This is a genomic window from Cryobacterium sp. RTC2.1 (assembly GCF_035018685.1).
GTDB classification, from domain to species: Bacteria; Actinomycetota; Actinomycetes; order Actinomycetales; family Microbacteriaceae; genus Cryobacterium; species Cryobacterium glucosi.
In genome coordinates this window covers 1-2364 of sequence record NZ_JASJXJ010000262.1, presented here as the reverse complement: position 1 = coordinate 2364, position 2364 = coordinate 1, and the positions used below count along the sequence as shown (strand labels likewise).

Annotated in this window: 2 protein-coding genes; both read left to right on the top strand. The window is 68.7% G+C overall.

What is annotated here, in order from left to right; translation table 11 throughout:
• Positions 1-136: 136 nt before the first annotated feature.
• Positions 137-1462, top strand: coding sequence for an IS21 family transposase (gene istA, locus QN357_RS18640; RefSeq protein WP_323505356.1), 1326 nt, complete (start codon positions 137-139; stop codon positions 1460-1462).
• The gene (gene istB / locus QN357_RS18635; RefSeq protein ID WP_323505355.1) at positions 1459-2301 is read left to right on the top strand and encodes an IS21-like element helper ATPase IstB; all 843 of its coding nucleotides are present in this window, start codon (positions 1459-1461) and stop codon (positions 2299-2301) included. The genes istA and istB overlap by 4 nt, the downstream gene beginning before the upstream one ends.
• The last annotated feature ends 63 nt before the right edge of the window (positions 2302-2364 follow it).

Here is a 2364-nt window from a genome sequence, read left to right as displayed (position 1 = left end):
TGACGGCGCTCACTGAAATTCCCCAGTTCTGCTCACTGAAATTCCCCACTCCGGGTCGCTTCCGCTCATAGAAGCGGGCCTTCCTCGATGCTGATGGTCTTCGACCACACACCAGCTCGAGAAAGGCCCTACTCCTATGCTTTCAGAGGAGGACGACGTGGACATCCACGCGCTCAAACGCCAAGGGATGACGATCAGTGAGATCGCCCGCCGCACCGACCACGACCGCAAGACCATCCGCGCCTACCTGGCCGGCCAACGCACCCCAGGAGTGCGTCAACGCGCCGCCCCGGACCCCTTCGACGCGTTCCTCGACTACATCACCGCCCGGCTCGCTGAGGACCCGCATCTCTGGGCGGCAACGCTGCTGGACGAGCTCGTCCCGCTGGGCTTCAAGGGGTCGTATCAGACCCTGACCCGCCAGATCCGAGACCGGAATCTGCGGCCGGCCTGCACGGCCTGCGCTCACGTGACGAAGCGACCCAACGCGATCATCGAGCACCCGCCCGGCGAGGAAACCCAGTTCGACTGGGTCGAGCTGCCCGACGCCCCAGCCGGATGGGCGTTCCCGACCAAACGCGCCTACGTTCTCGTCGGGTCGCTCGCGCACTCGGGGGTTTGGCGGGCGGTGATCTCCCCGTCGATGGACCTGCCCCACCTGCTTGCCGCGATGACGGTCCTGCTGGGGCTGCTGGGCGGAGTGACGAAGACGTGGCGGTTCGACCGGATGAGCACCGTGCTGAAGGCCGGGACGAGTGATCTGACGCCGATGTTCGCCGCGTTCTCCAAACACCACGCCGTCAGCGTCGTCGCCTGCCGGCCCCGGTCGGGCAACCGCAAGGGCGTGGTCGAGAAGAACAACCACACCGCCGCGCAACGCTGGTGGCGCAACCTCCCAGACGACGTCACCCTCGAGCAAGCCCAACAACGCCTCACCGCCTTCGCCACTGGCCAAGACGAGCGGCGGCGCGAGGGCCGCGACGGGTCCACGACGGCCGCGGTCATGTTCACCGCAGAACGCCTCCAACCGCTGCCACCAACACTGTTCCCGGTCGTGGTGACCGAGGAACGCACCGCGACACGGCAGGCGCTGATCGATTGGCGCGGGAACCGGTACTCGGTCCCGCCAGAGCTGGCCGCGACCCGCGTCGTCGTTCACCAGCGCCTCGGCGCGGCAACCATCGATATCGCGACGGTCTCGGGCGTTGTCCTTGCCCGCCACACGCTCGCGGAGGCCGGCCTCGGAGTCACGATCCGCGACAGCGGACACATCACCGCGCTTGAGACCATCGCGATGGCCGCCGCGCCTCCCGGCCGGCCGCACCGGAAGAAGGAACGCATCCCACCGGGCACCGCAGCCCGCCGCGCCGCCCTGGCGCTGACCGGCACCACCGAACCCACCACCGTGATCAGCCTGGCCGCCTACGAGACGGCCGCGAAGAACAGGAACACCCTCCGATGAACACCCCACTCACCACCGCCCAGACGACCGCCATGCCCGTGGCCGCGGCGACGCCGGCGAGCGTCTATCAGCAGCTCCGCGGCCACCTCACCGAGCTCAAACTCGCTGACGCCGCCGACGCCCTGCCGCGCGTCCTGGACCAGGCCCAAGCCGAGGGCTGGAGCCTCACCCACGCCCTCGAGCGCCTACTGGCCATCGAGGTCACCGCGACCGACGCCCGGCGGCTCTCGGGCCGGTTCCGCTTCGCGAACCTCCCCACCGGCGCCACCCTGGACGACTTCGACCTCGACGCCGCCTCCGGCATCGACCGAAACCTGCTCGCCGAGCTCGGCACCTGCCGCTACCTCGAGACCGCGACGAACGTGCTGCTGATCGGACCGCCCGGAGTCGGCAAAACCCACATCGCCACGGGCCTTGGCCATGCGGCCGTGACCGCCGGCTACCGCACCTACTTCACCTCTGCCGCTGACCTCGCCGCTCGCTGCCACCGCGCCGCGATCGAGGGCAAGTGGGGCACGATGATGCGGTTCTTCGCCGGTCCGACGCTGCTCGTGATCGACGAGCTGGGCTACCTTCCGCTGCCCGCCGAGGCCGCGTCAGCACTGTTCCAGGTCATCAACCAGCGCTACCTGAAAACGTCGATCGTGATCACCACGAACCGGCCCGTCGGCGCCTGGGGCGAGATCCTCGGCGACACCACCGTCGCCGCCGCGATGCTCGACCGGCTCCTGCACCGATCCGTCGTCGTCACCCTCGACGGCGGCTCCTACCGGCTCCGCAACCACGCCGCCCAATCCAACGAGCTGCGCCGCGTGACAACGGGCACAAACTTCCGCTAATCTAACCCCGCGACCTGGGGAGCTTCGATGAGCAGGACTGGGGAATTTCGCTGAGCGCCGTCA

Excerpts from the sequence above, each read along its gene's own strand:
- istA (WP_323505356.1), top strand. The coding sequence starts at position 137 with ATGCTTTCAGAGGAGGACGACGTGGACATCCACGCGCTCAAACGCCAA.
- istB (WP_323505355.1), top strand. The coding sequence starts at position 1,459 with ATGAACACCCCACTCACCACCGCCCAGACGACCGCCATGCCCGTGGCC.